This is a genomic window from Leptolyngbya sp. FACHB-36, assembly GCF_014695955.1.
GTDB lineage: Bacteria > Cyanobacteriota > Cyanobacteriia > Leptolyngbyales > Leptolyngbyaceae > FACHB-36.
On sequence record NZ_JACJPG010000181.1, the window covers coordinates 1 to 2,241 of the forward strand.

The 2,241-nt window shown below is 52.6% G+C and carries 3 protein-coding genes and 1 pseudogene; all 4 read left to right on the top strand.

The features are described 5' to 3' along the window. The coding region (locus tag H6F43_RS02915; RefSeq protein ID WP_190340504.1) for a carbohydrate porin at positions 1 to 714 on the top strand (714 nt) is incomplete at its 5' end. A gap of 318 nt (positions 715 to 1,032) precedes the next feature. Then, positions 1,033 to 1,569, top strand: coding sequence for a signal peptidase II (lspA, locus tag H6F43_RS02920; RefSeq protein ID WP_190340505.1), 537 nt, complete (start codon positions 1,033 to 1,035; stop codon positions 1,567 to 1,569). A gap of 74 nt (positions 1,570 to 1,643) precedes the next feature. Next, positions 1,644 to 2,033, top strand: coding sequence for a phosphomannose isomerase type II C-terminal cupin domain (locus H6F43_RS02925; RefSeq protein ID WP_190340506.1), 390 nt, complete (start codon positions 1,644 to 1,646; stop codon positions 2,031 to 2,033). 5 nt (positions 2,034 to 2,038) lie between these two features. After that, positions 2,039 to 2,241, top strand: a pseudogene (locus H6F43_RS02930) (hypothetical protein); the annotation flags it as partial.

Genomic DNA, 2,241 nt, shown 5'->3' on the forward strand with positions numbered 1-2,241 from the left:
CCAAGAGATTTTATCGACTACAACCGCTTTGCCAATGAGTCTACGGAAAACTACTCCTCTAGCTTCTTCATGAACAATCCGCTGATTGTGCAAAACGCAATCGATCGTCCTGGAGGAGCCGGAGCCGCTGTGGTTTGGTCCGTCCCGACCTTGCCGCTAACGGTGCGGGCGCTGTACGTTGCTGCGGATGCCGATCGCCCTACTGCGGACCTTCTTACAGAGGGCGGGCTGTTTGGCGATCGCAACCAAGGCAGTCTAGAGGTCCAGTACGACTTCAGCAGAGCTTTGACAGCGCGATTGCAGTACACCACAGCCACTGTAAACAACACGGATATCTCGGCGATCGGTTTTAATGCGGAGTGGGCGATCACCCGCTATGTGGGCGTGTTTGGACGCGTGGCGTTTGGCAGCTACGAGGGAACCAATTCAGTGCTGAATCGCCGATTGGATCTGAGTCCTTGGACGTGGGCAGTTGGCGCAACCGTGCGAAATTTAGTGATTCCTGGCTCCACAGCAGGCGTTGCGGTGGGGCAACCGTTCGTTGAGGACGACTTTGGCACCGCAAATCAAACAAACTTCGAGGGCTTCTTCACCTTTCTGCTTAACGACAACATCAGCTTTACGCCTGCGATTTTGGTAGTGAGAAATCCCAATAACGATCGCTCCAATGGCACCATCTGGCAATGGCTCGTGCGGATGGTGTTCTCGTTTTAAGGCATGAGAGGGTTGCAGAATTGAGGAGTTTGATGACTACTTGCCAACAGCAGTTGCTTCAGGTAGCAATTGCTCGCTTTCAGAGCGCCGCATCTAACAGCAAGCAATCAAATGAGTAGACCACAAATCGTAGGATGGGCGATGCCCGCAAAGCGTGTTTGTAAGCGTTTTGGAGATTGATGAGTGTCATCCTACTGGGATTGCAGTAACAGAAGAGGCGTTTGCCCTGGGAAGTCGTTTTCAAGGCAGGCATTTAGGCTAGAGTCACGATAGACTGCTGAAACACGCTACCGCGCGAATTCTCACTTTCGCTCCTCCATGTTCAAAAAAAATCGCGTCTTCTGGATCACTGCCTTGGTTGGTCTGGTGGTCGATCGCCTCAGCAAGTTCATGATTCTGTATGCCTTTTCGCTACCCTTGCCGCCCGCTAGCGCATCGCAAGCGGAACTGGATAGAGTCAGTCAAACGCTGCTACAGGTGATTCCTGGCGTGTTTCACTTCACCTATGCGTTAAATAAAGGAGCCGCGTTCAGCGTGTTTCCAGAAGGGGTCACTTGGCTGCGCTGGCTGTCGCTGGGGGTCAGCATTGCGCTGATGGCGTGGGCATGGTCTAACGCTAAGTGGGAGCGCTGGGAACAGGCAGGTTTTGGATTCATTTTGTCAGGAGCCGCTGGAAATGGCATTGATCGCTTCGTGTGGGGCTACGTCGTGGATTTTCTGGATATTCGGCTGATTCGCTTCCCCGTGTTCAATCTGGCTGACACATTTATTAACGTCGGCATTGTCTGTTTGTTAATTGCTAGCTTTCGTCCTACGACGCGACCAAACGGTTCTAGCGGATCAGATCAGCTGTGAAGTGAACCAATTTTGAGGACACCTAAAAAAGATCCTGCATGATGGAAGGGTAAACACTCAGACGGCAAACGCTTATGGGCAACCACGTAACTGAGCACAACTCGCTGCATTTGCAATCGCTGCATCCAGGCACGGTGCGGGTGCGGCCCTGGGGAACTGTGACGCTGCTGGAAGACGGTAAACACTACCGGATTAACCGGATTGATCTGTCTCCCGGACAGCACATTAGCACCCAGATGCACTACCACCGCAGTGAGCACTGGATCGTCGTTTCTGGCACTGCTAGGGTGATCTGCGATGGCAAAGAAACGGTGTTATTCCAAAAGCAGTCTACGTATGTGCCAATGTGTACGCCCCATCGGGTAGAGAATCCGGGTGTGATTCCGCTCGTGATGATCGAGGTTCAGAACGGGGAGTACTTGGGTGAGGATGATATCACTCGGCTTGAGAACGAGCCGACCTGAGAGCCATGACTAACCCCGATCGCTGGACCGCTTCATCACACACGCTGTTTCCTACAGCGCTGTTTGTGTTCAATCTTCATGACTATGAAGCGCTGAATCAGCGACTGCTGACGCTGATTTATCGATTGAAGCAGAGCGATCGGGGACAAACCGCCTCGAACGTGCTGGGTTGGCACAGCAAAGGGAATCTGTTCGAGTTCGATGAGGT